The sequence below is a fragment of the Deinococcus aetherius genome, assembly GCF_025997855.1.
Lineage (GTDB): Bacteria > Deinococcota > Deinococci > Deinococcales > Deinococcaceae > Deinococcus > Deinococcus aetherius.
The window spans coordinates 369,667-394,754 of record NZ_AP026562.1 but is presented as its reverse complement, the minus strand read 5'-3'; the positions used below and the strand labels follow the sequence as shown (position 1 = coordinate 394,754).

At 67.4% G+C, this 25,088-nt stretch carries 19 protein-coding genes and 4 pseudogenes; 9 read left to right on the top strand and 14 right to left on the bottom strand.

Annotated features, from left to right (window positions below; genetic code table 11):
* Positions 1 to 23: 23 nt before the first annotated feature.
* Positions 24 to 149, bottom strand: a pseudogene (locus tag DAETH_RS21505) (IS6 family transposase); the annotation flags it as partial.
* Positions 150 to 934: 785 nt separating this feature from the next.
* Here DAETH_RS21505 and DAETH_RS21500 point away from each other — a divergent pair.
* Positions 935 to 3,325: a putative bifunctional diguanylate cyclase/phosphodiesterase gene (locus DAETH_RS21500; protein ID WP_264778163.1), complete on the top strand. Its 2,391-nt coding sequence runs from the start codon at positions 935 to 937 to the stop codon at positions 3,323 to 3,325.
* On the opposite strand, the gene DAETH_RS21495 is transcribed toward DAETH_RS21500, so the two are convergent.
* The 4 genes from DAETH_RS21495 to DAETH_RS21480 all read right to left on the bottom strand — a co-directional run bounded on the left by DAETH_RS21495 (position 3,318) and on the right by DAETH_RS21480 (position 5,789).
* Positions 3,318 to 3,941 (bottom strand): GNAT family N-acetyltransferase, encoded by a 624-nt coding sequence (locus DAETH_RS21495; protein WP_264778162.1) that lies wholly within the window; start codon positions 3,939 to 3,941, stop codon positions 3,318 to 3,320. The two genes, DAETH_RS21500 and DAETH_RS21495, sit on opposite strands and share 8 nt — an antisense overlap.
* A 387-nt stretch (positions 3,942 to 4,328) precedes the next feature.
* On the bottom strand, positions 4,329 to 5,375 hold the full coding sequence (gene dinB / locus DAETH_RS21490; RefSeq protein WP_264778161.1) for a DNA polymerase IV: 1,047 nt from the start codon (positions 5,373 to 5,375) through the stop codon (positions 4,329 to 4,331).
* A 148-nt stretch (positions 5,376 to 5,523) separates the two neighbouring features.
* Complete coding sequence (locus tag DAETH_RS21485; protein ID WP_264778160.1) at positions 5,524 to 5,658, bottom strand: hypothetical protein; 135 nt, start codon at positions 5,656 to 5,658, stop codon at positions 5,524 to 5,526.
* Positions 5,655 to 5,789 carry a hypothetical protein gene (locus tag DAETH_RS21480; RefSeq protein ID WP_264778159.1) on the bottom strand — a complete coding sequence of 45 codons (135 nt, stop codon included), beginning with the start codon at positions 5,787 to 5,789 and terminating at the stop codon, positions 5,655 to 5,657. Before DAETH_RS21480 ends, DAETH_RS21485 begins: the two co-directional genes overlap by 4 nt.
* A gap of 45 nt (positions 5,790 to 5,834) precedes the next feature.
* Here DAETH_RS21480 and DAETH_RS21475 point away from each other — a divergent pair, with 45 nt between their 5' ends.
* Positions 5,835 to 7,724 carry a BTAD domain-containing putative transcriptional regulator gene (locus DAETH_RS21475; protein WP_264778158.1) on the top strand — a complete coding sequence of 630 codons (1,890 nt, stop codon included), beginning with the start codon at positions 5,835 to 5,837 and terminating at the stop codon, positions 7,722 to 7,724.
* 91 nt (positions 7,725 to 7,815) lie between these two features.
* Positions 7,816 to 8,220 carry an HU family DNA-binding protein gene (locus DAETH_RS21470; RefSeq protein WP_264778157.1) on the top strand — a complete coding sequence of 135 codons (405 nt, stop codon included), beginning with the start codon at positions 7,816 to 7,818 and terminating at the stop codon, positions 8,218 to 8,220.
* Positions 8,221 to 8,279: 59 nt separating this feature from the next.
* Here DAETH_RS21470 and DAETH_RS21465 read toward each other — a convergent pair whose 3' ends face one another.
* A complete protein-coding gene (locus tag DAETH_RS21465; RefSeq protein WP_264778156.1) occupies positions 8,280 to 8,996 on the bottom strand; it encodes an endonuclease NucS domain-containing protein in 717 nt (238 codons plus the stop codon).
* 141 nt (positions 8,997 to 9,137) lie between these two features.
* On the opposite strand from DAETH_RS21465, the gene DAETH_RS21460 reads away from it, so the two are divergent.
* Entirely contained in the window at positions 9,138 to 11,423 is a 2,286-nt protein-coding gene (locus DAETH_RS21460) for a 3'-5' exonuclease (protein WP_264778155.1), read from the top strand.
* Between the two features lie 15 nt (positions 11,424 to 11,438).
* Here the strand turns inward: DAETH_RS21460 and DAETH_RS21455 are convergent, their stop codons facing one another.
* Positions 11,439 to 13,655: a UvrD-helicase domain-containing protein gene (locus DAETH_RS21455; protein ID WP_264778154.1), complete on the bottom strand. Its 2,217-nt coding sequence runs from the start codon at positions 13,653 to 13,655 to the stop codon at positions 11,439 to 11,441.
* A gap of 361 nt (positions 13,656 to 14,016) precedes the next feature.
* Between DAETH_RS21455 and DAETH_RS21450 the strand changes: the two genes are divergently transcribed.
* Both DAETH_RS21450 and DAETH_RS21445 read left to right on the top strand, forming a co-directional pair.
* Positions 14,017 to 15,207, top strand: a complete 1,191-nt coding sequence (locus tag DAETH_RS21450; protein ID WP_264778153.1) for an amidohydrolase — start codon at positions 14,017 to 14,019, stop codon at positions 15,205 to 15,207.
* A gap of 71 nt (positions 15,208 to 15,278) precedes the next feature.
* Positions 15,279 to 16,772: an ABC transporter substrate-binding protein gene (locus tag DAETH_RS21445; RefSeq protein ID WP_264778564.1), complete on the top strand. Its 1,494-nt coding sequence runs from the start codon at positions 15,279 to 15,281 to the stop codon at positions 16,770 to 16,772.
* Positions 16,773 to 16,965: 193 nt separating this feature from the next.
* Here the strand turns inward: DAETH_RS21445 and ung are convergent, their stop codons facing one another.
* Positions 16,966 to 19,287, bottom strand: a complete 2,322-nt coding sequence (gene ung / locus DAETH_RS21440) for a uracil-DNA glycosylase (protein ID WP_264778152.1) — start codon at positions 19,285 to 19,287, stop codon at positions 16,966 to 16,968.
* A gap of 115 nt (positions 19,288 to 19,402) precedes the next feature.
* On the opposite strand from ung, the gene DAETH_RS21435 reads away from it, so the two are divergent.
* The gene (locus tag DAETH_RS21435) at positions 19,403 to 20,515 is read left to right on the top strand and encodes a transposase (RefSeq protein WP_264774679.1); all 1,113 of its coding nucleotides are present in this window, start codon (positions 19,403 to 19,405) and stop codon (positions 20,513 to 20,515) included.
* A gap of 115 nt (positions 20,516 to 20,630) precedes the next feature.
* The gene (locus tag DAETH_RS21430) at positions 20,631 to 21,224 is read left to right on the top strand and encodes a TetR/AcrR family transcriptional regulator (protein ID WP_264778151.1); all 594 of its coding nucleotides are present in this window, start codon (positions 20,631 to 20,633) and stop codon (positions 21,222 to 21,224) included.
* Between the two features lie 62 nt (positions 21,225 to 21,286).
* Here the strand turns inward: DAETH_RS21430 and DAETH_RS21425 are convergent.
* The 4 genes and pseudogenes from DAETH_RS21425 to DAETH_RS21415 form a co-directional block, all read right to left on the bottom strand.
* A pseudogene (locus tag DAETH_RS21425) lies at positions 21,287 to 22,015 on the bottom strand (3-beta hydroxysteroid dehydrogenase); the annotation flags it as partial.
* A 25-nt stretch (positions 22,016 to 22,040) separates the two neighbouring features.
* Complete coding sequence (locus DAETH_RS24745) at positions 22,041 to 22,724, bottom strand: IS630 family transposase (RefSeq protein ID WP_406585125.1); 684 nt, start codon at positions 22,722 to 22,724, stop codon at positions 22,041 to 22,043.
* The gene (locus DAETH_RS24740; RefSeq protein WP_406585089.1) at positions 22,721 to 23,155 is read right to left on the bottom strand and encodes a helix-turn-helix domain-containing protein; all 435 of its coding nucleotides are present in this window, start codon (positions 23,153 to 23,155) and stop codon (positions 22,721 to 22,723) included. Before DAETH_RS24740 ends, DAETH_RS24745 begins: the two co-directional genes overlap by 4 nt.
* A gap of 39 nt (positions 23,156 to 23,194) precedes the next feature.
* A pseudogene (locus tag DAETH_RS21415) lies at positions 23,195 to 23,350 on the bottom strand (NmrA family NAD(P)-binding protein); the annotation flags it as partial.
* Between the two features lie 192 nt (positions 23,351 to 23,542).
* Between DAETH_RS21415 and DAETH_RS21410 the strand changes: the two are divergent.
* Entirely contained in the window at positions 23,543 to 23,674 is a 132-nt protein-coding gene (locus tag DAETH_RS21410) for a transposase (RefSeq protein WP_264778149.1), read from the top strand.
* A gap of 129 nt (positions 23,675 to 23,803) precedes the next feature.
* Here DAETH_RS21410 and DAETH_RS21405 read toward each other — a convergent pair.
* Both DAETH_RS21405 and DAETH_RS21400 read right to left on the bottom strand, forming a co-directional pair.
* Positions 23,804 to 24,079: pseudogene (locus DAETH_RS21405) on the bottom strand (recombinase family protein); the annotation flags it as partial.
* Positions 24,080 to 24,231: 152 nt separating this feature from the next.
* Entirely contained in the window at positions 24,232 to 25,050 is an 819-nt protein-coding gene (locus tag DAETH_RS21400; protein WP_264778148.1) for a MerR family transcriptional regulator, read from the bottom strand.
* Between the last annotated feature and the right edge of the window lie 38 nt (positions 25,051 to 25,088).

The window sequence follows — 25,088 nt, the reverse complement described above, 5'->3', positions numbered from 1 at the left end:
TAGCTCAGCAGGCGGCCTGAGAATCAAGCCGCCTGCTGAATCGCCTCGCTCCAGAGGAGCAGTGCTGCGGTCTGGTTGCTTCGTCGGAGGGCAGCAGGGACGGTCGTTCGGGTCTGGCGGTGAAGGTTCGAGACTCGGGCGTGCAGCGCGACCCGCTGAAAGGCGTCACGTGGACGGTAAACGCATCGCTCTCCCCGGCGCCGGAGGAGCGGAGGAAGGCCGCCAACGTCGTCTTGATCCGATGACCCGTGAAGGAATGGAGTGGAGGGCGCCGGATGGCGGCTTCCGCTGGCCTAGAAGGGATGCTTCCTCCCGGTCGAAACCCGGTTCCCCACGCTCGCCGGCCTTCCGCAATCCATGCCGCACTTTATGTTTTGCGAACCGCTTTCCTGTTCAGGTTCATCGACCTTCACGGCTTGGGATCGTCGAGACGTCTTCAGGTCCCGGCCCGCGGGCTCAAGTCGACCACGCTCACGCCCAGGCAGCGACCCTCGTGTTCGTTGAGGCGTCGCGGCGTTAGCACCTCGGCGCTGCGGGGTGCTTGAATCCAGAGACGCAGGTGGCCGTGAGCTGCCGCCAGGTATTCTCCACACCCGGAAGATGGGAACCGAAGAGGACTTTCCCGAGAGGGTGGACGCCCGTGAAGGCGCGTGGTGGGCGAACGTCGGCCGCCCGGTTCTCTCACGGCGCACCAGGCCCGTCCGCTGGCCACCCCATCCGCCACCGGAGTTCAGGGCCGCGGGGGAAGAACCTGGCCACCGGCCTGTTCCCCGGCCACGTCCCCCCACGCCGGGCGCCCCCCGACCGTCCAAACCGCACACCCGGCCCGGCTGGCCGGCTTCTCCCGGGACGTTGGGGTTCACCCGGCCCCCAGTAGGAGTGCTGTGAGGCGGGAGGCGTTACGCTCGCCCCAGCGCCTCAGGGCGCGCCGCCCATGAGGTCCCCGACGCCCCATCCCCCCCCCTCCTCACCCAGGTTCCTCTCCCACCTGCTCGCCGGGGTGGCTGCCCTGCTGCTGGTGTATTTCCTGCTGTGCACGGTGCTCTTCACGCTCTGGCTACCCGGCCCGGAGGCGGCGTACCGCTTCGACCAGGATTTCATGCTGCCGCTCGGCCTGCTGGGAACCCTGGCTGCCTGGATCGCCCGGCGGGGCGCCGAGGGCCGGACCCGGTGGGCCTGGACCTTTATGCTCGCGGCCCACCTCACGCTGGTGGCCGCCTTCACGGCGGAGAGCCTGCACGTGCACCTGGGTGGCCCCGTGCGGGAGGACGGCCCGGTCGCGGACCTGCTGTTCGCCCTGATTCCCCCCCCGATGCTGGTCGGGCTGCTGCTGCTGCCCAGCGCGCCCGCCCTGGCCCGCGACCGACTTAAGCTCGCCATCGACGTGCTCACCCTGGCCCTGGCGGGGGGCCTGGCCGGGTGGGTGGGGCTGGTGCGCTGGCCGCAGGAGGCTGCCGCGCACTGGGGCGTGCCTATGCTCACGCTGGACCTGGACAAGCTCATTCAGATCAGCGGCGGCCTCCTGTTCGTGCTGCTGGGCGCGCTGGTCCTGCTTGCCCCCGCCACCCCCCGCAACGTGCGTCCCGCCCGCTGGCTCCTGCTCGCCGATTTCCTGTTCGGCCTCTCGGTGCTCGTGTTCGAGACGCCGCTGGGGCAACTGCCCGCCCTCCAAACGCACAAACTGCTCTCGGTCAGCGGGTGGGTGCTCGCCGAGCTGTGCTTCGTGCTGGCCGCCCTGCGACAGCGGCAGGACGCGGCCCGGCGCACGGACCTCCTCCTCGAGAACGGGGCCCTCCTGAACTCAGTCCTGCCGTACGGCGCGCTGATCGCGCTGTACCTGCTGCTCTTCGCCTACTTTTCAGGGGACACCCGAATACGCGCCTGGATTGCGGCCGCGTGCTTTGCGGCGACCCTGCTGATGTTGGCGCGGCAGGGCCTGGTGATCCACGAGAACGTGCAGATCGGCTCGGCACTGCGGCAGCGGACCCTGGCCCTGGAGGAGGCAGACCACCGCAAGAGCGAACTCCTCACCGCACTCGCCCATCAGGCGCAGCACGACGCCCTCACCGGGCTGCCCAACCGCGCCGCCTTCACGGCCCATCTGGAGGCGGCGGTGAGCCAGGCCAGCGTGACCGGTGAGGAACTCACCGTGCTGTTCGTGGACCTCGACGGCTTCAAGGCGGTGAACGACACTCTCGGGCACGCGGCGGGCGACGCCCTGCTGCGCGAGGTGGCCGTGCGGCTGCGCGGGGCCGTCCCCCAGCCGGGCCTGGTCGCGCGGCTGAGCGGCGACGAGTTCACCACGCTGCTGCCCGGGGTGGTCGGCCGGGAGGCCGAGCGAGTAGCCCAGGCCGTCCTCGAGGAACTCGCCCGGCCCTACGCGTTGGGTGGGCGCCAGGCCAGCGTGACGGGATCGGTGGGGCTGAGCGTGTACCCGGCAGACGCCCGTGAAGCCGACGTGCTGCTGCGCCATGCCGATACCGCCATGTACCATGCCAAGGCGCACGGCAAGAACGCCTGGCGAGCCTACACGCCGGATCTGGACGCGGCGGCGGGGATCGAGACCCTGCTGCGCGGCGCGGTTGGGCGCGGCGAGTTCGAACTCCACTATCAGCCACAGTTCGACCTGCTTGGCCGCCAGGTGCTCGCGCTGGAGGCGCTGCTGCGCTGGACTCACCCCGAACTGGGCTCAGTCGCGCCCGGCCGCTTTATCCCCGTGGCCGAGGACACCGGCCTGATCGCCGAGATCGGGGCCTGGGTGCTCGACGAGGCGTGCCGCCAGAACGCGGCGTGGCAGCGCCTGGGGTTGGCCCCCGTACGCGTCGCGGTCAACGTGTCCCCCGCCCAACTCGCCCGCGAGGAGTTTGTCCCCCAGGTGGAAGCCACCCTGCGCCGCCACGGGCTGGCCGCGACCTGGCTGGAGCTGGAAGTGACCGAGCGGCTGGCGATGCGCGAGGTGGAGCGCACCGTCACGGTGCTGCGCGCGTTGCGGCGGCTGGGGGTGCGCGTGGCCCTCGACGACTTCGGCCAGGGCCACTCCTCGCTGAGCCACCTCGCGCACCTGCCCCTCGACGTGCTCAAGGTGGACCGCGCCCTGATCAGCGGGCTGGGCCGGGCCGGACAGGCAGACCGGGTGGCGCAGGCGGTGGTGGCCCTGGGACGGGGGCTGGGATTGGAGGTGGTGGCCGAGGGGGTGGAGACTCCGGCGCAACTCGAGGCAGCGGCGGCGCTGGGGTGTGGGCGCGCCCAGGGCTTTTTGCTCGGCCGCCCGCTGCCGGCGGCCGAGGTCGAACCGCACCTGACGTCGGTTCCGGAACTCACCTGAGCGCCGGGTCGCGGCGCATCGTCCACACCCGCAGCGCCGTGCCGGGGACCTGCCCGTCGCTCGTCACCCGAAAGCCCTGCCGCTCGTAGAAGCCGACGTTGCGGGGGTTCTGGGTCTCCAGGTAGCACGCCACCCCCTGGGCGTCCGCGCGTGCCAGGGAGGGTGAGAGCAGGGCGCGGCCCACCCCACGCCCCTGACAGGCCGGCTCGACGCCCAGGAGGTACAGGTACCAGTGCGGCCCCGGAGCGTGCCTGGCGTGCTCGCGGCCCAGGTACGCCTGGACGGCCAGCACCCGCCGCAGGCCCGCCCCGCCGAGTTGCCGGGGTACGGCGAGACCGCCGGTGCGCAGGTGGCGCCAGGTGGTCGCGTGCTCGCCCGGGGGCAGCCAGCACGCGACGCCCGCGAGCCCAGGGGCGGCGTGGACCTCGCCATAGGCCAGGCAGCAGCGCGCCAAGCCGCCCAGGAAACCGGGGGCCTCGCGCCCACGCCGCGCCGGGTCGGGCAACAGGTGCGTGATCAGCGGGTCGTCGTGGAAGGCGCGCCCCAGCATCAGCGCGGCCTCACGCAGGTGCCGCGCCTGAAGCGCGGCGGGCAGGGGGAGCGAGGAGGCAGTCATCGGGATAGCTTGACCCAGAAGGGGCAGGGCGGGCGATGGAAAAGCAGACGCTGCACCCACACGCGGACCGAACCCCTTTGCCGCAGCTGCCGGGGGTTACCTTCTGAGCCACACTGGGCCGGAAAGCGTCGCGCCAGAGAGTCGGGGTGTCTGCGGTCGCACCTGACCCGGGACGCTTCCACAGGCGGGCCCAGAGCCCGCAACGGCACGGTCTTGGTGTCTGCGCCCAGCTTCAGGAGAAGCGTATGGCCGGGGCGTCGTTCTCACCGCTGAGCTCAGCCTGACCCCCAGCGCGCCAGGCCCTGGAAGAAGGTCATTGGTACGGACCGCTTGCCTGTTCCGGTGTGGCTGCCCCGACCTCGGAGCCTGGGACCGTCCAACCCGCCTTCACGCCCCTTGCCGGGGGCTGAGGTTGACGACGCTCACGCCCAGGAGGCGCACGCGGTGCCCGGCGAGCAGTTCCGGAGTCAACACCTCGGCGGCAGCCTGGGCCAGTTCGTCCGCCGTCGCCAGCGGCTCCTCCCGGGTCCGGTGACGGGTGACCCGCGTCCCGTCCTCGTACCGCAGCTTCAACACCACCGTCCGCCCCACGTACCCCCGCTTCGCCAGCCGCGCCTCCACCTCCGCCGTGATCCCCGGCAGTTCTGCCAGCAACGCCTCGCGGCTCGTCAGGTCCCGCTCGAAGGTCTGCTCGACCCCAATGGACTTCGCCTCCCGGTGCGCCTCGACGGGGCGCTCGTCCACCCCCCGTGCCAGGTCGTAGAGCCGTGGGGCCAGCTTGCCGGAGCCCAGGATGGCTTGCAGTTCCGCCAGGGACCGCGCACGCAGGTCCGCTCCGGTGTGGGTGCCCTGGGCCTGGAGCTTCCCCGCGATCACGGGGCCCACCCCAAAAAACTCCTCCACCGGCAGGGCGGCGAGCAGGGCGTCCACCTCCTCGGGAGAGATGACGGTCAGGCCAGCGGGCTTTTTCATCCCGCTCGCCAGCTTGGCGAGGAACTTGTTCACCGACACCCCGGCGGAGCAGGTGAGCTGGGTTTCGGCCAGGATGTCGGCCTGGATGCTCCGGGCCATCTCTTCAGCCTGATCGAGCGTCCGTTGCTCCTGGGTCACGTCGAGGTACGCCTCGTCGAGGGCGAGGGGTTCGATCACGTCGGTGTACTGGGCGAAGATGCCGTGAATCTGGGCGGAGACGGCGCGGTACACCTCCATGCGCTGCGGAATCAGGATGATGCCGGGGCAGCGACGCCGGGCGAGGTGGGCGGGTAAAGCGCTATGGACGCCGAAGCCCCGGGCCACGTAGTTGGCGGTCATCACCACGCCCCTGCGGCCCGGCACGATGACGGCGACGGGCTTGTCGGCGAGTTCCGGTTGGTCGCGCACCTCGATGGAGGCGTAGAAGGCGTCCATGTCCACATGCACCACGAGGCGGCTCATGAGGGCAGTGTCGACCATCAGAGGCACGCGTTCCGTCAGCCCACCTTCCCAAAAGACAGAGGCGTGATCTCCTGCTTGATCACGCCTTGAAGATTGGAAGTGTCATAGCGATGTGGGAGGGCGGTCATTGCCCTGGGGGGCAATGACGTCAGCGGTCACCGAAGTCCAGCGAGGGCCGGCCGATCACGGGCAGGGCCTGGCGTTCGGCTGCCAACTCCAGCCGCACCTCCTCGACGCGGGGCGGCGGCACCTTCAGGGGCTTGGGCTGCGCCGGGCGGGTCATCGGTCCCCGAAGTCCTTGCTGCCGTCCGCGCTGATCGGTGCCTTCTGCCCGAAGTCCTTGGACCCCGCCGAGGCGAAGGAGCACAGGGGGATCAGGAGCGCGCCGCACATGAGCACAACTTTCTTCAGCATGGGTTAAGGTAGAGCGAGACCTGTTTAGAAACGGAAACCCTCTCCATGACGCATTCCCCAGCCCAAGACGCTTTTGCCGCCGGTTCGTACGCCGCCGTCGTCACCCTCCTCCAGGGGCAGGCCAGGAGTGCCCGTGAGTACGCCCTCCTCGGGATCGCCCTACTGCGCACCGGCCAGCTCGCGCAGGCCGAGAGTTCCCTGCACCGTGCGACCATCCTGGGGGACCCGGAGGGCACCGTCGAGCATGGCAACCTGCTGCGGTTGCTCGGGCGCTACGACGAGGCCCGCGCCCACCTCGAGGAGGTCTTGTCCGGGCTCCCGGAGGGCGAACTCAAGCTGCGCGCCCTGCGCTGGTGGGGGGTCGCCGCCTTCGAGGCCGGGGACACCCAGGAAGGGTTGAGAAAGGTCGAGCGCGCCTGGCACGGGTACGTCGCCCTGGGCGACGACGCCCTGACGGCGAGCGTCACCCAGTCCCTCGCGCAGATGCACGCGATCCTCGGGCACGTCGCGCGGGCCAAGCTGCTGTTGCAGGAAGCCATCCACGCCCTGCCCATTGAGCCCGACCCCGCGCCGCGACTGAGTGCCCTCAAGAACCTGCTCGACCTCCAGATCCGGGGGGGCGAGTTCGCCGACGCCCACACGACGCTGGTGGCCGCCAAGCAGGCCCTCTCCAAGGCGCCCGCCCCCCGCGTCGCCGCGCACCTGCTGTGCAGTGAGGCGGAGTTGTACCGCTTAAGCGGCGGGTACAAGAGCTACGCCCGAACGCTGGAGGCGCTGCATCCCCTCGCCGAGGAGCTGGGCGACCACCACCTGCGGGTGTGGGCCATCTCGCGGCTGGCTGAGCACCAGAGCCTGATGAACCTGCACGGGCAGGCCCTGGGGACCTTGCACGGCTTCGGGCTGCCGGAGGAGCAGTGGCCCGCCGAGTTGTGGGCGACAGACGGCGTGTTGCGGCGGCGCCGGGGGGATTACGAGACGGCGTATGACCGGCTGGCGACGGCAGCGAGTGCGTTCCGGCAAGCGGACGCCACGCCGGAGCTGATCCGTGTGCTGCTGCACCTCGCGGCGTGCGAGCTGCGCCTGCGGCGGGAAGTGGAGGCGGCCAGGTCGCTCTCCGAGGCGTTGACGGCCATGCTGCGTCTCAAGCAGCTCCACGAGTTCAAACCCGACGTGGAAGAACTCTCGGAACTGATGCACTACGCCCTGCTGGAACCCGACCTGGCGCCGTACCTCGAACCGTTGCTCGACCGCCTGGCCCACCTCGCTGGAACACCCCGGTTGGCGGAGGACGGGGCGATGCGCCTGCACGTCACGACGCTGGGGCGGGTGGCCGTGACCCGGGACGGCGAGGAGGTGCGCTTCGCGTACCCCAATAGCCCCCTGCTGCTGACCTACCTGACCCTGCACCCCGGGCGGACGCGGGCCCAGATGCAACTGGAGTTGTTTCCCGATAAGGATGACCAGACGGGCAGCAGCTACCTCCGGCAGTGCATCTGGGACCTGCGCGACAAGCTCGGGCCCGAGGTGGTGGGGTGCAGCGGGCCGCACCGGGCGCCGGTGTACCGGCTGGGGCCAGGCGTACAGGTGGAGTTGGACTTCTCGCACCTCCTGGTAGCCGTCAAAGACGGGGAGGCCGCTCGGGCGCTGGCCTTATACCGGGGAGAGTTCCTGCCCGGGGTCGAGGAGAGCGACTGGGTGCGCCAGCGCCGTGAAGAAACGCTCCTTGCCCTGACCATCGAGCTGCGCAAACAGATGACGCAGGCGCGCGAACGGGGGGACTGGCGGCGGGTGGTGTTGTTCGCCAACCAGGTCCTTAAGGTGGACCCCCTGGATGTGGAAGTCTTGCAGGAGCGCGTCCGGGCCGCGCAGAGGGTGGACGCCCCGGCGCACGAGTTGGCGCGGTACGTCTCCGAACTGCACCGCGTCTACCACTGAGGGGCAGCAGGGAGGCGGCAGGGCGAGCAGACCGGTGTCCTCCGGGCAATTTCGCTTGCATTCCGAGGGTGGAGCCGTCACGATGCGGGCCATGACCAAAAAAACGGCGAAGGCTCCAGCGAAGAAGACTTCAGCCAAGCAGCAAGCACCGGAAGCTGAACCCGCTCCGCAGGCTCCCTCCGAGAGCGGCCCGGGCGGCAAGATCGGCAAGACGCAGCTTGTGGAACAGGTGGCTCAGCAGAGTGGCCTGCCCAAGAAACAGGCCGGTCAGGTCGTAGATGCCGCGATGGAAGTGATCATTGACGCAATCAAGAGCGGGAAGAGTGTGGGGTTGCCGGGCTTGGGGACGTTGAGCGTGAAGGCCACCGCCGCCCGCACCGGCGTGCGCCCCGGCACCAGCGAGCGCATCCAGATTCCCGCGGGCAAGAAGGTCGCCTTCAAAGTAGCCAACACCCTGAAGGGTACGCTGGGCGGCACGGGCGACGCTGCCGAGTAAGGACACGTCCACCGGAGCGCCCCACGAGGGGCGCTTTTCTTTTGAGGCAACCGGGGAAGTCAAGCTTCGAACAGCCCCGGTTGCGTCGAGGCCGACACCACGGCGGGCAGGGCTTGCACTTCCCGGAACTCGAACCCTCGCCCTTCCAGTTGCGCTCGCGCCGGCGTCGTGATCGAGGGGGCGGCCAGAATCCCGCGCACGACCACTGAGCCCACCATCCGCTGTACCGACGCCACGTATCGGGCGAGCTGGGACACAGCATCCTGCGCGTACAGGTCGATACCGCCCGATTCCACCAGCAATTCCCGGTTCAACACCCGCAGGCCCGGCTCAATAAGGTCCGGGTGGCGTGCGAGCGCGTCCTGCATCTGCGCTTCCGATCCGGAGAGGACAAAGCCCGCCTCCTCCGAAAGCTCCAACGCCTGAGCCAGTTGAGCCTCCAGGAAGACGACGCGCACCTGCTCCACCCGACTGCGCCTAGACGCCAGCAGGACGCACTGCCCGTCCTCGACCCGGGCGGTGATCTCATCCGTGCGCGGCTGCCAGTTCATCGGCTTCACGCCCTTCGGCGCGTGAATCTGCAAGCTCCCGTCCCGCTTCAGGAGGACGAGGTACGAGCCGACGTCAGCTGTGCTCGCAGCCCGGCCCTGGTAGGTGACCTCCGCCAGGCCCGCCACCTGCACCAGACAGTCCCGTGTCCGCGTATGCCGCAGCAAGAACGCGGTGAGGTCCGTGGGGGACGGGGCAACGAGTTGCTCCCGAATCACGAACCCCACCCCCAAGTTTCGAAGACGGCCGACACAAGCACCTTTCTATCCTGAAGGACAAAGCGGGAGAAAGGAATATGCTCAGACCGTACTCCTGAAGCGGCGCACCCTCCCGATCAGCACCCTCAACCCTGAACACGGTCCCGAACGTTGCAGACCCCCTCGCACAACCCTACGGCCGCCCAAGGGCTGGACCCCCTCCTGTTCGGACAGGATCCCACCCCCGGCATCGTCTCCGTCCACGCCACCCTCAACGGCCACGCCCTCATCTGGCGCCGTGTCCAGGAGCAGGTCGTGCTGGAACGTGCTCGTTTCCGCCCCTGGTTGTACGCCCGCGATCTTGCGGACCTCCAGCGCCTCGGCACGAGGCGCTCCTGGAACGATGATCAAGCCCCCTTCCACGTGCGGGAACTCCCCGGCCCACCCGGCAGCCTCAAGTACCTCCTCACCGCCCAGGATGGCCGCGCCTTACGGCAAGCTGTCCTCAATGGTGCGTCCCAACGCCTCGGGCACCCCATCACTAGCCTGCACGACCTCCCCGGCTACTACACGGTCGGCCCCACCGAGCAATACCTGATGGCTTCCGGCCGCACCTACTTCAAGGGCCTGGCCTTCGACGATCTGCACCGCCTCCAGTTCGACCTGGAGACCACCAGCCTCTTTCCCCAAGACGGCCGCATCTTCATGATCGCCGTCCGCGACAACCGGGGATTTGAAGTGGTGCTCGAAGCCCGCCGGGCCGCCGAGGAACCGCAGTTGATCCTCGACTTGCTGCACGTCATCCGCGAACGTGACCCGGACGTGCTGGAGAACCACAACCTCAGCGCCTTCGACCTCCCCTTCCTCCTCGGCCGGGCCGAGGGGCATGGGCTGGCTCTCGACCTGGGCCGTCCCGGCGGACCGCCCGGCATGTGGCGGGTGTCGGATGGCCGCTCGACTCCGCACTGGGCCTGTTCAGGCCGAGAGATCGTGGACACCATCGACGCGGTTCGCCGCCTCGACCTCCCCAGCGCCAGCCTCAAAGTCGTCTCCAAACTCTTCGGCATCGCACCCAAAGGCCGGGTGTACCTGGAAGGCGACCAGATCGCCCAGACGTACCGGACCGACCCGGCCACCGTGCGGCGGTACGCCTTGCAAGACGTGCAGGAAGTCGACGCCCTCGCCCGCCGCGTCCTGGCCCCCTCCTTCGCCCTGGCGAAGATGGCGCCCCGGCCCTACCACCGCCTCCCGTACGCCGGACCAGCGACCGGTCTGCTCGAACCGATGCTGGTGCGCGCCTACCTGAACGCCGGACATGCTCTTCCCAGCAACCAACACCAGGCGGGCGAGCCTCACCAGGGCGGTGCCGTCCAGCTCTACGCCGAGGGCGTCCTGTCCCAAGTCGTGAAAGCCGATGTCGCCAGTATGTACCCCAGCCTGATCCGCGCCGAGCGCATCGGCCCGGCCTGTGACCCCCTGGGCGTGTTCCTGCACCTGATGGACCACCTCACCACCCTGCGGCTGCACCATAAAGCCGCCGCCAAGCGGGGCGACCCTGGAGAGCACGACGCCATGCAGAGCGCCATGAAGCTCGTCGTGAATGCCGGGTACGGCTACCTCGGGGCTGGACGACTGGCCCTCTTCGCGGACCGCGAGGCGGCCGACCACATCACCCGGCGCGGACGGGAAGTGCTGTCCCAGGTGGTGATGGCCCTACGCGAACGTGAGGTAACCCTGATTGAGGCCGACACCGACGGCGTGTTCTTCGCCTGCCCAGAAGGCTGGACGGAAGGGGACGAAGTGCACCTGATCGCGGAGGTGGACGCGTTGCTGCCCACCGGCGTCTCGCTGGAGTTCGATGGGCGAGCGCGAGCGATGCTGAGCCATGAGATCAAGAACTACGCCTTACTACGGTACGACGGGCGCCTCGAACTCCGGGGCGCCGCCTTCGAGTCCAGCCGGACGGAGGCCTACGGCCGAGTGTTCCTCCAGCGTGCCTTACGGTGCTTGCTCAGCGGTGACGTGGTGGGCGTGCGTGAGGTGTACCTGGAGACGCTACGCGTCTTAGGAGCCCGTGAGTTCACCAACACAGAAGTGGCGAGTCGAGTGCGGCTGACGAAAACGCCGGAAGTGTATGCCGCCACTCGACCGGCCCGCAAGGAGGCCGCGTACGAGGCGCTGCACGGGTTAGGGCGCGCGTGGCGGGCGGGAGAACGGGTGATGCTGTACCACCGGGCTGGGCTGGGCTTGATGCCGCTGGACACGAACCCGGACGGGCGGGATTACGACGTGAAGCACTACGCGGCCCACCTGCATAAGGCGTACGCGACGCGCTTGCGCAAGGCGTTGCGGCCCGAAGATTTCCAGCAAGTGTTCGAGCAGGGCGGGCAGCCCGGCCTGTTCGATCCGCCAGTCGAGACCCTCACGCCGATCTGGACTCGAGTTGAGTCGGCCTGACCCAACGCGGGACGATCAGGACCCGCACGTCTCCTTCCGTTGCAGGTGCGGGGCGAGCGGCGTGAAAGGCTCCCCCAGGACCTCCCCCGTGCGTGGATCGAATCGCAACGCCTGCCCGTCCACCGTCACGCTCCACACCCGCTCGCCCTGTCGTGTGACTTGCCCCGCCCGCACCCGCGCGAAGTGCGTCTCAAACATGACGACCGGCACCTGCTTGGCAGTCAACGCCTGCATCAAGGGCACCGCCAGACGAGCCTGACTGGCCGCCCGCTCCACTTGTCTCAAGGTCGCCGCGTTCACCCGCACCTGACGACTCCCCATCGTCCGCAGCAGGGTCAGCGACCCCTCCGCCCACTCCCGCAGGGCCGGGCGTGGTTCCCCCAACAGGGCTTCCAAGCGCTCGCGCAACGCGAGGACGAGCAGGTTGTCCAACCCGCCGTACAAGGGCAGGGTTCGGGGATCCTCGACGTCTTGGGGCACCTGCACTACCCGCAAGCGCTGGGCGTGTTGAACGCGCTCACTGACGGGCGGTGGCGGTACCGGACGCGACGGTGGCCGCAGGGGAGGCGGCACGTCCTCCACCTGGAATTGCTGCCCCAGCTCTTTCTCCAGCACTACGCTGTCCGTCTCTTGGAGCGGTGTGGTCTCGTTCTCCGACAGCGGAGCGGGGTGCAACCTCCAGCCGTTGGTCCAACTCTCCTTCCCGTACGCCAAGCGCAGCGTGTCCTTGGCCCGGGTCAGGCCCACGAACAACACGCAACGTTCCTCTTCCGGGTCCCCGTGCGGGGAGGGCATCAGTTCCGGGTACAGCAACGTCACCCGCTCCCACTCCAACCCCTTCGCGCGGTGGACGGTGCTGAGGAGAACGTCGGCGTCCTCGTGGTACAACCCGCGCAGCACGCCCATCACGTCCATGATGCTCGCGGTTCCACCTGCCACGTTCGCGGCCCTCAGCGCGAGGAGGCGCAGGCAGGCGCACAGGTCCTTGAGTTCCCCCAACGCCTTCTTCGCCGCCAGGTCCCCCTCCCGAGCCTTCTTAACCAAGGGTGCCGCCCGCTTCTCGTACAGCACGTCCACGAGGTCCTTGATCCCATCTTTCGTGAAGGGTCGTGGAAAAGCGTCTTGCGCGGCGGCCTCCAGACGAGCGGCAAGGTCACGGCCTCGGATGTTCACGCTGACGTCCTGCGTCATCAGCAGCAGGGCGGCGCGGACGAGTGGTGCGTTCAGGCGGGAGAGGATTACGTCTCCGCGCGCGTACGTGGCCGTCTCCGCTGCCAAGTGCTCGACCGTGCCTGTTCGTGCTTGAGGAGCCGCTTGGATGAAGGTGCTGGCATTCCGGGCAAGCTGCACGTGGCTGGTCGGGCAACGGAAGGAGACACTCAAGGGCAGCTCCTGAGCCCCCAAACGTTCCGCAAGTCGCCACAGGCCTTGCGGGTCCGCCCCGGCGTAGGTATAGATCGCTTGTTCGGGGTCTCCCACAGCGATCAGACGACCGGCACGGCTGTCGTTGCCGTTCAGGCCCAGGAGGTGCGTCACGAAGCGCTGCCGGAGGGGGGTGAGGTCTTGGGCCTCGTCCACCAGCGCCACGCCCAGCGTCCCATCGGCGTACCCGAGTTCGAGCGGGAGCCACAGGAAATCTGTGAAATCCGGCAGGCCGCCCGTCTGCCAGTCATGCAGGCTGAGCCGCTTCATCCCGTGCAGGACTCGGCGCAGAGCACCTACGCCTTGTTCCTGGGGCCACTCGGCGACGAGATCGTCCTCGTGCGCGTCCCCGTCCAGCGCTTGCTCCCGAGCCGCATCCCACGCGCGAGCCGCCGCACGCAACACGCGGCGTTCCACCCGCTCTTCCGCGTACACCACCCCAGCGAGGCGCAGGCTCTTGTCCTCATCCACGTCCAACGAGGCGCTCCGCTCGCGGCACAACACCCGCAACCCGTAGGCGTGCAGCGTGCTCGCGGACACCCGGGGCGGCAGGCGAGGCCCGACATCCGTCACCGCGTGCTTGTTGTACGCGAAGTACATCACCGGGCGTGCTGTATCGAGGTGCCAGGCCGCCTCCGCGAGCGTCGTTGTCTTCCCACTTCCAGCCGTCGCGCGCAAGACCAGATGCCGCTCCGTGTCCCGGACCGCCCCGACAAAGGCCCGTTGTTGCGGGGTGAAATGCCTGGGGATGGCACGTGGTGTGGAGGCCCCGGTGCGCAGCCGCCCACCCTGCCAGGACACGTAACTCACAGCGGTGTCTTTCGGGGAGGGGCTGAGAGCATCGCACGTCCTTTCACGTTCAGGCGCCAATCCAACACGTCAGGGATGCAGTATCCGGCGGAGTGAGCGAGGGCAATGTGAAACAGCGTAGCTGGGAAGGTCAACCGCGACCTCAGCCCAAACCTCATGGATGGTCGAGGGCCCCCATGTTCTGCCTCCCCCTTCACGGCGCCGGACCAGAACGGACGCCTGCCCCCTTCGGCGGACGTTCCCCATCTGCACAATGCACCACCCGCCCCAAGTGGTGGCACGTAGAGTTGAACTGTTCTGGGCAATTTGCCTGCCACCTGAGGTCGTGTTTTTGACCCTTCGAATGCTTTGAGGAGGCCCGGTGACGACCGCTGATTTCTCTCTCTCCCCGGACCTCGAGCGCCGCATCATCGCGTGGCGGCGTCACCTACACCAACACCCCGAGTTGTCCTTTCAGGAACACCAGACGAGTGCCTACGTCGACGCGCAACTGCGCGCGTACCCCGATCTAGAAATCACCCGCCCGACGCCGACCAGCGTCCTGGCCGTCCTGAGGACGCCCCGTCCCGGCCAGACGGCGCTCCTCAGAGCAGATCTGGACGCCCTCCCCATCCAGGAGGAGAACGACGTCGAATACGCCTCGGCAGTGCCGGGAGTCATGCACGCCTGCGGTCACGACGGGCACACCGCCATGCTGCTGGGGGCCATTGAGGCCCTCTGCGCCCGACGCGATGACCTGGCGGGCGAGGTCCGGTTCATCTTCCAGCACGCCGAGGAGGCCCCACCCGGCGGGGCGGTCGAGCTGGTCAGAGGAGGTCTCCTCGACGGCGTGGATTACGCCCTGGGCGCACACCTCTGGGCCGCCGGCACGAGCGGGCACATCGGCCTGAGCGCAGGTGCCCAGACCGCCGCGCCCGACCGCTTCGACATTCACATTCGTGGGCGGGGCGGGCACGGCGCGATGCCCCACCAGGCCGTGGACCCCGTCGTCATTGCCGCACAGGTGATCACGGCGTTCCAGACTATCGTGAGCCGCAACGTGGACCCCCTCGACAGCGCGGTGCTCTCCGTCACCCAGCTCGACGCAGGTCACGCCTACAACGTCATTCCGGAGACGGTTCGACTCCAGGGCACAGTCCGGACCTTCAAACCGGGGGTCCGACAGGAGGTGCCGCGCCGCATGAGGCGGCTCCTGGAGGGCATCGTGAGCGGCTTCGAGGCGGAGGCCACCTTCGAGGAGTTCCCTGGATACCCGAGCGTAGTGAACGACCCCCACCTCACTGAGGCAGTGCGCGCTGTGGCCGTCCGGCTCGGGGGCGAGGACCGGGTCGAGGCCATCCCCCCCAGCATGGCCGGAGAGGACTTCGCCTACTTCTCCGAACGGGTGCCTGCATGTTTCTTCAGCCTCGGCAGCGGCAATCCCGAGCGAGGCATCACCTACCCCCACCATCACCCCCGCTTTGACATCTACGAGCCCGCCCTGAAAACGGGAACGGCCCTGTTCGTGAACACCGTGCTGGCCCTGAACGGCCGGGAAAAGGAGAACGTGTGAAGATCAAGCTCCTGTTGTCCACCCTCCTGCTGGCCGCGGGCCATGCGGGGGCGGCCTCCATCGTGTACGGCATGGGCAGCGAGCCCACCAGCCTCGAGTCCGGGAACATCAACGACACCGGCTCGGCGCTCGCGCAGGCCCAGATCTACGACACCCTGGTCAGCTTCAAGCCCGGCACGACCACCCCTCAGCCAGGCCTGGCCCTGCGCTGGCAGGCGAACGCGACCTCGACCGAGTGGACTTTCTTCCTGCGGCCCGGCGTGAAGTTCACCGACGGCACGCCCTTCAACGCGGACGCCGCGCTCTTCAACCTGAACCGCTGGTGGGACCCGAAAGACCCCAACGGTTACCGCGACGCCAACAAGGACTGGCAGAGCTGGGGGCGGGCCTTCAACGGCTTCAAGGGTGATCCCAAGGGCACGGTGAAGGACATCCTCAAGGAGGGACCTTACCGGATTCGCTTCGTGCTGTCCAAACCCTACGCCGATTTCCCGCTCGTCATCGGCTCCACGTTCTTCGGCATGGCGAGCCCGGCGGCGGTGAGGAAAGCGGGGGCCGACTACGGTACGCCGAGGGCGGGGGCCGTCGGAACAGGGCCATTTATCTACCAGAGTTGGACGACGGGGGACCGGATGGTCCTGCGAGCCAACCCTGGGTACTGGGGCGGTGCGCCGAAGTCCGACGGGCTCGTGTTGCGCTTCATCAAGGACCCGAGTGCCCGCCTGAACGAACTCAAGAGCGGCACCATTGACTTCACCTCCGACCTCAACCCTGACGCGCTGGCGAATGTCCGGGCGGACCGGCGCATCGAGCCTGTCCTGAAGCCGTCGTTCAACGTTGGGTTTCTAAGCTTAAACAGCAGCAACCCTTACCTGAAGGATGTCCGCGTTCGCCGGGCCATTAGCATGGCGATCAACAAGAAAGCCATCGTGGAGAGCTTCTGGGGCGACTTGGGCGTCAGCGACAACAGTTTCCTGCCGCCGGCGCTCGCGTGGGCGAACTCTAAACAGGTGCCCGCGAACGTCATGTACGATCCCAAGGCCGCCAAGGCTCTCCTCGCGGCGGCCGGGTACCCGAACGGGTTCTCCCTCGACTTGTGGTACATGCCCGTCTCGCGCCCGTACTTCCCCACGCCCAAACCCATCGCGGAGGCGATGGCAGCCGATCTGAGCGACATCGGGATCAAGGTCAACCTGAAAACCGAGGATTGGGCCGCCTACTTGCAGCACCGCTTCCAGCCCGGCTTCGACATGTACATGATCGGCTGGACGCCGGGGAACGGCAGCCCCCTGGACTTTTACGGTGCCTACTACGGGGCGGACGTGAGTAGTGATAGCAAGTACGCGCCCCCGGAACTGGACGCGCTCCTCTTACAGGCGCAGGCCGCCATTGGCAGGACGCAGCAGGCCCGGGTGTACGGCCAGATTCACAAGCTCACGCACGACGCAGCGGTGCGCATTCCTATTGTCCACAGTCGTCCCCTGGCTGCGAAAGTGCCGAATCTGCAGGGCTGGACGCCCAGTCCCCTGGGGACCGAGGCGTTCACCACCGTCTTCAAGAACTGACGACCTCTGGCGTGGTTAGGAGGGGAGTGTGGTGGCCGCCCAGTTCCCTTAGGGGTGGGTGATTGTTTTGCCCGGATGACAGTCCAGACGTCTCAACAGCCGTTTTCAACGTCGCGGTCCGAGGCAGAGAAGGCGTCCATGTCCACATGCACGATCACCCGAGCGGCGCGTCCTCCCCACGGCCTGCCCCGCCTCAGGGCCGCTCCGGCAAACACCACGCCACCTCCCCGCGCCCGGCCTCCCGCAGCGCTGCGTTGGCCTGGCTGAAAGGCCGACTCCCCAGGAAGCGCGCCGCACTCAAAGGGCTGGGGTGTCCCGCCTCCAGCACAACATGGTGGGGCGCGGTAATCAACCGAGCCTTGCGCCGCGCCTGAGCGCCCCACAGCAGGAAGACCACCCGCTCAGGCCGCGCGTTTACTGCCCTGATCACCGCGTCCGTGAACGTCTCCCACCCTCGGTTCGCGTGACTGCCCGGCTCTCCGCGCCGCACCGTCAGCACTGTGTTCAGCAGCAACACCCCCTGCCTCGCCCACGCCCGCAAGTCGCCGTGCCGGGGAGGAGGGCACCCCAGGTCAGCGGCGAGTTCGCGGTGGATGTTCGCCAGGCTAGGCGGCACGCGCATCCCGGGCCGCACGCTGAAGGCCAGGCCCTGCGCCTGCCCGGGACCGTGGTACGGGTCCTGTCCTAGGATCACCACCCGCACGGCCTTGAGCGGGGTCAGGTGCAGCGCCACGAAGACCTCCGGCTCGGGCGGGTACACCGGGCCCTGTTCGCGTTCCAAGGCGACAAAGGCCAGCAACTCACGGAAGGCGGAACGTTGCATCACCGGACTCAGGACCGCCTGCCAATCCGCTGGGAGACGCGGCAACGTCACTGGTGGCAACTCGGGGACCAGGGTGTCGAAGAGCAGGGGTTGCCCGTGGGACAGGACTGGACGCGGCGGTGGGGAAGGTGCCGAGCTTGCCAGCACCGTCGCCCGCTGCTCCCTCCGACTCGGGGACATGCGCCCCTCCGCCCGGAGCTGGGCCTTCTTGCGACTCCCGTGCCGCTCGTAGACCTGCCGCGCCACCTCCCGCTCGGGGTCTCGTGCCTGGGCCTGCTGGTGGCGCTGCTTGGCCGCCCGCACCGTCTTGCGGTCGTCCACAATCGGCAGCGGGTAGCTTTCTCCTACCCGGAAGCCTGTCTCGGCCTGCACGAGCGGCGGAGTTAGGTGCGGCTCGTGCACGTACACCGAGGGCAGGACTCGCAACTCCGGGAGCCACCTTCGCAGGAAGACTCCGTCCGGATCCTGGTCGCGCGCCTGCTTGGTCGGGTTGTAGATGCGCAGGGTGTTGATGCCCACCATCCCCGCCTGCATCTGCACTTGCGACCAGTGAATGCCCGGCTCGTTGTCCAGCCAGTGCCGCGCGAGGTGGAGGCCCACCGCCCGCCAGGGCAGCCAGAGCTGCTCGGTGGCGAAGCTGACCAGCAGGGCACGCATCCGGAAGGGCAGCCACCCGGTGGCGAGCAGCATCCGCATGCAGGCGTCCACCATTGGATACCCGGTGCGCCCACTCGCCCACGCAACGAACCGTGCCTGGGCCACCTCATCCAACTCCTCCGGGCGCAGGTCGGCGAGGGTCGGGTTCAGGCCCCGGAACTCCATCTCGGGCTCGCTCTCCAGGCGCTGCATGAAGTGGCAATGCCAGTGCAGGCGGCTCTCGAAGGAGCGCAGCGAGCGCACCCAGCGTGGATCGGCCTCCGGGTCGCCCGTCACGGCGGCGAGGCGCTGCCGGGTGGCGTGCACCACGGTCCGCAGGCTGAGGGTGCCGAAGGCGAGGTGGACGCTCAACCGCGAGCAGGCGTGCTCGGCCGTGAGGGGACTGGACATCTCGCGGGTGTAATTCACCCCGCGCTCGTTGAGGAAGCTGTGCAGGGTGGCGTGTGCGAGGTGTTCGCCGAAGGCCCCCGGCAGCCAGGGCAGCACTTTGTCGTTCTCGGGGAGTCCCAGGTCCCGGTGGGTGAGGAGATCACCTGGAGGAAGGTGCTGAGGACCACGCAGCCGTTCGGGGGCCGGCCTGGGTGCACTGCCCATGCGGGCCTCCCACTCCTCAGCCCAGGTGTCACGGGAGCGGAGCCTTCGAACGACGCCGTTCTGAGGCGGCTCGTAGAAGGGGAGGCCTCGCCCTTTCGCCCAGGTGTGGACCCGCCGGTCGCGCTGGTAGCTCACCCAGTTCCCGGTCTCCTGATGCGCCCAGAGCGAAGAAAAGGGCACGTCCCGCCACAGGGCCTCCAGCACGGCGACGGCCTCCCCGTGACGCAGGAGGAGCGCGACGCCCAACTCGTCCAGCTGCTCCCGCAACTCGGCGAGAGCGTCGTTGAGGACGCTGAGGTGGGCGGGATGGAACTCGGGGTGCCGGTACTGCTCGGGCTCGTACACGTACAGGGCCAGGACCTCGCCGCACTCGGCGGCCCCGAGCAACGCGGCGTGATCCTGAATTCGCAGGTCGCGCTTGAACCAGACGAGGTGAGGCACTGGCCGAGTATGTCGGGCCTCCACGAGATACACCGTAGGACGTAGGAAACCTAACTGACATCTTGCAGTTGAGGGAAAGGACGTCTGGAACGCCCTTTTGGCCCCATTGTGGGGTGTGAACCCAAAAGAACAGCGTTCCAGACGGTTGTATTCTGACATCCTGCCCTGCTTTTCCCGCAAGCAGCATCGGGAGTCGTTCGAGGTCTTCCTCGACCTGCTGTTGGATGGTTCTGGTAGACCGCTACCCCAACGGGCCACCGTCAAATCTCCCTCAGCTCTCAGCCGCTTCCTCAATCACGCGGTCTGGGACACCCGGCACCTGTGCCGAGTGTTGCGTCAGCACGCCCTGGAGACGGTGCAGGACTGGTGGCGACAGCAGCCCCACCAGCGCCCTCGGCTGGAACTGCTGGTGGACCTGACCAGCCTGGAAAAGACCGGCAAGTTCAGCGAACTTGCCGACTGGGTTCACACCTTCAACAGCGTCCACGGCGTTCACCTGGTGGTGTTGTACCTGTGCTGCGGGCAGCTTCGTCTGCCCTGGGCTTTTCAAATCTGGCGGGGGAAGGGGACCCCTTCCCCCGCGCAGCTCGCGTTGAAGCTGCTCCGCACCGTTCCTTCTGCCCTGATGTCTGGAAAACGGCGTCCCCGTCTGCATGCAGACGGGGGCTTCGAGAGTGCCGAGTTTATTCGGGGCGTTCTCGCCCGTGGCCTCGACATCGTGGTCGGCGTGCGCTGCACCCGGAAACTGGAGGGTGGGCGGCAGGTCCGTGACCTGATGGTCCGGGGGAGCCTGGTCAAGCCCACAGGGCTTGACCACACCATGTGCGTCTCCTGGGTCTGGCTCTACCGCAACAAAGAGCCTGAACAACGCTTCGTGATGTCCAATCTCGATCTGGGGGGCAAGTACCTGGCTCGGCTGGGGAAGTGCCGGTGGCGGATCGAAGCCTTCTTCAAAACGGTCAAGGGACGCTTTGGGCTCGAACGCTTCGCCCAGCACAGCAAACAGGGGGTGATGCGCTGGTGGTGCCTCTCTGGGACAGCCTTCCTCCTCTGCCATCTCCAGAACCTCGATCTGCCTGTGGGGAGAGCAGGCATGTGGCCCGACTGGGGCGATCTGGCGAGAACCGTACGGTTCTCGTTCGTCCCCGATGTGCGTCGTCAAGCACTCCAACTGGAGCTGGACGCGCTCGACGCCTTCCAGCATGCACTTCCCGTCCCCTCAACCTAAATTGCAAGATGTCAGTTGATGGACCATTCAGGGTTTCAACAACGTCCCAGGCAGTTCCGAAAGTGACCCAGGTCGAAGATTCGGCCTTCGCCAGGGGACACCTTATACTCCTGGCATGGCCCGATGGCAGCCCGGGGCACATGAGCGACTGATCATCGCGGCCGTCGATCTGTTCGCCGAGCAGGGGTACGACGCCACGACGGTGGCGCAGATCGCCGAGCGCGCCGGCGTCACCAAAAGCACGTTTTTTCGACACTTCCCCGATAAGCGTGAACTCCTGGTTGCTGGCCAGGAGACGCTGAGCCGGTTACTCGCGGGCGGCATTGCGGAGGCGGCGGCAGACGCCAGCCCGCTCGAAGCGGTGGCCGCGGGTCTCGAGCGCGCCTCCAGCGTCATGGGGCCGGTGAACCGTCAACTCGGCCCCCGCCTCAAAGCCGCAGTGGCAACGAGCACCGAACTTCAGGAGCGAGACGCCCTGAAAAGTGTCGGTCTCGCGGCGGCCATGACCGCCGCGCTCATCGCGCGCGGCGTCCCAGAGCCCACCGCGCATCTCGCGGGCGAAATGGGGGGGCTTGCCTTCAAGCGGGGCTACGCCCAGTGGTCTGAAGACGACCGCGCGGACGGTGAAGGACTCGCACCGTATGTCCTGACTGCCCTTGAGGACCTGCGCATGGCGAGCTTGTCTCTGAGCTTTCGTCCCCGCGAGTGACCCCGGCCTCCTGGGGAAGACGCCCTGACCGGCCCTGCGGTGTGGCAAATCAGGGCAGTCAGTCAGGGCTGAACGTTTTCCAGATCCTCGAGGAGGCTGGGGTGCGTCGGCTCCCATCCCAGGCTGTTGCGGGTGTAGGCACTGGAGGCCGGCTGATCCATGGCGAAAATCGAGCCGAACGGGCCGAAACTCTCCTCCGGCACCGGCTCGACGGGCAGCCCCAAACGCCGGCCAATCACCGCCGCGATGTCTCGCACCGCGTCACCCTCATCGGCGACGGCGTGCCAGGACGTCCCCGCCGGTGCCGACTCCAGGGCCAACCGGAACAGGACGGCGGCGTCGAGCGCGTGCACCGCCGGCCAGCGCTGGGTCCCGTCACCTGGGTAACCGGACACCCCAGTGCGCCGCGCCGCGTCGGTCAACAGACCGGCAAACCCGCCCTGGCCTTCGTTGTGAACCGTGCGCGGCAGGCGAACCGTCACACTGCGCACACCCCGTGAGGCCAGATCAAGCAGCGCCATCTGTGCCAGCGCTCGTCCACCGACGGGCCCTTCTGTCGGAAGCGGGTCAGCCTCGGTGGAGGCGCGGCCCGGAATCCCGGGCGTCCCCGACACCGCGACGATGGGTCGGTTGCTCCCGATGAGCGCCTCTCCCAGGACGGTGAGAGCGGCGGTTTCCTCGGCGACGCCCTGTGTGACCGCCTCAAGTGTGCCGTAGTCGCGGCTGAACGCCAAACTGACCACTCCGTCGGACCGGGCCGCGCCTTCCCGTAAGATGGACAGATCAGCTAGTGGATAACCACAGACATAGCTAGGCCTAATTTTGGGACGGATATTGGCGGCTTAATTTCACTCGTGCCTTGTCTGTATTGAATTGCCAGCTCACCTTAACTGACCGAGCATTTCGATCCGCTTCCCAGGCTTTGACTTCATTGTTGAGTTCCTCAGAGGTTGCCAACCGTCGTCTCAAGCACTGTCGCTCCAAAACTGACCATTCCATCTCCGCCATGTTCAACCAGGAAGCGTGCTTCGGCGTGTAGACCCATTCAAACCGCCTCTTCAAGGCGTTTGCTTCGTCGGGCGGGAGGTGCTGGTACAACGAGGACGGCGTGTGCGTGGACAGTTGGTCCAGCACCAGGCGAATTGTCTTCGCCTCGGGGTAGCGCAAGTGGAGAGCCTGCATTTGTGCCACGAACTCCTCGCTGCTGCGACGTTCGGTCACGGTGACTGTCCGCTGCCCGGTCAAGGGTTCAAAAGCAATGAAGAGATTGGCCGTTCCACAACGCCTGTACTCGTAGTCCACCCGTGCCGGGTGTCCCGGCACGGGTGGAAGCGGTTCAGTGATGTGCGCCAACAATTGATAGGACTTCTCGTCGAAGCAGACCACGGGGTACAGTGGATCATACGGCTCAGCGTACGTGTCCAGCACCTCTTCCATGCGCCAGACGAAATCAGCGCCGACTTTGGCGATGCACCAACTCTGGACTTGCCAGGGCTTCAAGTCGTTTTTTTCAGTGTTCGCCGGATCGTCTCATCACTGATGCTTTCCACTACGCCCAGCGTCACCAAACGATCTGCAAGGAGTTGCATGGTCCACTTGGCTTGCCCATCTGGACCTCCTGAACAGGCTTCTGCAATCAGGATTGCTGTCTCCTTAGGACCCAGTTTTGACGGCGGTTTCGGACGAGCCTTCTCGTACAAGGCGGCTTGCAGCCCACCTTGGGTGTATTTCTTCCGAATGCTGGCGACCGTCAAATGACTGATGTCCAGCCGCTCGGCCACGTCATCATCCTTCAACTGTTGGTCAGCCAGAAGCAAGAGACGTGCGCGGGTCATGACCCGCGCACTGATCACGCCCTTTCGCGTCATGTCGGTAAGTTGACGACGCTCCTCATCGCTGAGCGTCACGACAAACTGCTTCCGCCGTCCCATACCCTCATCTTAGACCTTCTCTTGTCCGTGGTCGACCACTAGTGCACCGCGCAGGACTTCAGCGCCCGCGCGCTCAAGGACCTGCGCGGAGGCATCCGAGCGGGCCAGCGCCAAGACGCTGTGGCCGCCAGCGAGCAGTTCGGCGATGACGGGGGTGCCGATGGTGCCGGTACCACCAGTGACGAAGATGTGCATCCGTGTCTCCTCTGAGGTTGTGGGACCACTATCCCATCGACGGAGCAGAGTGATGGGACAACCACCCCGTCACAATAGCAGAGTGATGGGACTATTATTCCATCACTCTGCAAATTTCGAATGGGGGGTGGAGAGGAACAGAGGTGCAGTCGCCCCGTTGCCGTGCACAGGGAGGAAAGCGGGCCGTTGAGAATGCTCGCCCTGGGTAGGGCCGAGGGGCACGAGTTGCCGGAGGAGGTGCTGGCCCTGATAACCCCGCTGCTGCGTAAGCACATCAACCCCTTTGGGCGTGACCACTTCGACCTCGCCCGCCTCCGCTCCTGAGCACAGGCCCGGGCTTAACGGACGTTTTCGGGCGCTTGGGGCTACAACGCGAGGAAGGCCCGTTCTCCGGGGGTCAGGGTGAGGTGCTGGGCGAGGGCTTCGGGCGTCCAGGGGCGGTGTGCGCGGCACTCAGCGCTGGAGCAGCCGCGTGATGGTGCTGGGATGCACGCCGAACAACCGGGCGCACTGCGCCGCGGTGCGCCGCCCGGCCTGCACCGACTCGCGGATGTCCTGCTCCTGGTGCGGGAGGAGTTTGCGCCGACGCCCGCCGACGCGCCCTTCCAGCCGGGCCTGTTCCAAGCCCGCCAGGGTGCGCTCGCGGATCATGGCCCGCTCGAACTCGGCGAAGGCGCCGACCATCTGCATCATCATCCGGCCGGCGGGTGTGGTGGTGTCGACAGCCTCGTGCGCCCACTTGGTGGGTCTTCACCTGGTAAAGGTGCCATTGGCGGCCAGGCGTGGCGAAGCTCGATCTGCTGGCTGGCCGCACCAAGCGCAACCCACAACCCAATTGCCGCCATCACAGGCAGGAACAGGCCTCTTTCCCCTCGCGATCCTCAGCCCAGTTCAAGCTGGACTTCTACTAGCCATTCCCGCTGGTCTTCGCCATTCGCCTCTAAGTACACTTCACGCCAGCACCCCGCCTCCACACATGCCTGGCGTCCGTTGACCTGCGCCCAGTTGGCCAGCGCCTGATACGCGCCGGCGATTCCGTCCATGCGGCCGCGATGTACTGCCGCCGCCACCTCCACGGCCGCCAGAGGCTCCAACTCCAGCTCCGGCACCGCGTCCCCCACGACGACGTACCCGGCGGTGAGGCGCACTTCCGGGCCGCCTGTGGAGACCGGCGCATAGCGGGCGATGGGGGTCGTGCGGTCGCCTCCGGCGTGATCCATGTGATCAGCGACCCTCGAGAACAGCTCCTGCACCAGTGGCCCCACCGTATGGCGGCTCGGGTCTGGGGCCACCATCGAGAGCGCCGCCAATGGCTGCGCGGGAATGTGTTTCACGTGGACGGTCTCGGGCATAACATCCTCCTGTTCGATGAGGCGAAGGCGGGCGGCCACGCGTTCCAGCGTGTGCCGGTGATGGTGCACCTGACGTTCCAGTTGGGCGCGGCGTAGGCGCAGCATCCCGCGCAGTTCGGACGGAGCCACGCCGCCCTGGATCAGATCGGCCACCTCCTCCAGGGTGAAGCCCAGCGTTTTGAGGGCCACCACCCGGTTGAGGGTGACGAGCTGATCCAGGGCGTAGCGGCGGTGGCCGGTCTGGGGGTCGACGTTGGCGGGCAACAGCAGGCCGATGTGGTCGTAGTGGCGGAGCATGCGGACGGACACGCCGCCGAGCCGGGCAAAGTCACCAATGGATACCGTCACGCCCTGCACTGTGCGGCCTCACACCGTGTCAGATGCAA

Coding starts and splice junctions, on each gene's coding strand:
- DAETH_RS21500 (WP_264778163.1), top strand. CDS start 935: ATGAGGTCCCCGACGCCCCATCCCCCCCCCTCCTCACCCAGGTTCCTC.
- DAETH_RS21495 (WP_264778162.1), bottom strand. CDS start 3,941: ATGACTGCCTCCTCGCTCCCCCTGCCCGCCGCGCTTCAGGCGCGGCAC.
- dinB (WP_264778161.1), bottom strand. CDS start 5,375: ATGAGCCGCCTCGTGGTGCATGTGGACATGGACGCCTTCTACGCCTCC.
- DAETH_RS21485 (WP_264778160.1), bottom strand. CDS start 5,658: ATGACCCGCCCGGCGCAGCCCAAGCCCCTGAAGGTGCCGCCGCCCCGC.
- DAETH_RS21480 (WP_264778159.1), bottom strand. CDS start 5,789: ATGCTGAAGAAAGTTGTGCTCATGTGCGGCGCGCTCCTGATCCCCCTG.
- DAETH_RS21475 (WP_264778158.1), top strand. CDS start 5,835: ATGACGCATTCCCCAGCCCAAGACGCTTTTGCCGCCGGTTCGTACGCC.
- DAETH_RS21470 (WP_264778157.1), top strand. CDS start 7,816: ATGACCAAAAAAACGGCGAAGGCTCCAGCGAAGAAGACTTCAGCCAAG.
- DAETH_RS21445 (WP_264778564.1), top strand. CDS start 15,279: ATGGGCAGCGAGCCCACCAGCCTCGAGTCCGGGAACATCAACGACACC.
- DAETH_RS21430 (WP_264778151.1), top strand. CDS start 20,631: ATGGCCCGATGGCAGCCCGGGGCACATGAGCGACTGATCATCGCGGCC.
- DAETH_RS24740 (WP_406585089.1), bottom strand. CDS start 23,155: ATGGGACGGCGGAAGCAGTTTGTCGTGACGCTCAGCGATGAGGAGCGT.
- DAETH_RS21410 (WP_264778149.1), top strand. CDS start 23,543: ATGCTCGCCCTGGGTAGGGCCGAGGGGCACGAGTTGCCGGAGGAGGTG.